This is a genomic window from Plantactinospora sp. ZYX-F-223 (assembly GCF_039649625.1).
Taxonomy (GTDB): Bacteria; Actinomycetota; Actinomycetes; order Mycobacteriales; family Micromonosporaceae; genus Plantactinospora.
This window is the reverse complement of sequence record NZ_JBDJAV010000204.1, coordinates 1-416: the sequence shown is the minus strand read 5'-3', so window position 1 is coordinate 416 and position 416 is coordinate 1. Positions and strand designations below refer to the sequence as shown.

The following is a 416-nucleotide window of genomic DNA, read 5'->3' as shown; positions in this document are numbered from 1 at the left end:
ACTTCGCCGGCCCCCACAGCCCCTGGCAACGCGGCAGCAACGAGAACACCAACGGGCTGCTGCGGCAGTACTTCCCGAAAGGCACCGACCTGTCCCGATGGAGCGCCGACGAGATCAACGCCGTCGCACACGCCCTCAACAGCCGACCCCGGAAACCCTCGGCTGGAAGACGCCAGCCGAAGCCCTCGACGAACACCTACACTCGCTCCAACAACCCGGTGTTGCCACGACCGGTTGAATCCGCCCAATATACGAGCGCCCAGTACGCCCGCCTCGCGAAGCGGCACAACGTCCGTCTCTCGGTCGGGCGCAAGGGGCAGTGCTGGGACAACGCCGTCCCCGAATCGTTCTTCGCCACCATCAAGACCGAGCTACTCGACCGGCGGGCCTGGCCCACCCGCGCCGCCGCCCGCACA

2 pseudogenes are annotated in these 416 nt (G+C 67.5%); both read left to right on the top strand.

The features are described 5' to 3' along the window. Window positions 1-238, top strand: a pseudogene (locus AAH979_RS43190) (IS30 family transposase); the annotation flags it as partial. Between the two features lie 4 nt (window positions 239-242). Continuing rightward, window positions 243-416 (top strand): annotated as a pseudogene (locus AAH979_RS43185) (integrase core domain-containing protein); the annotation flags it as partial.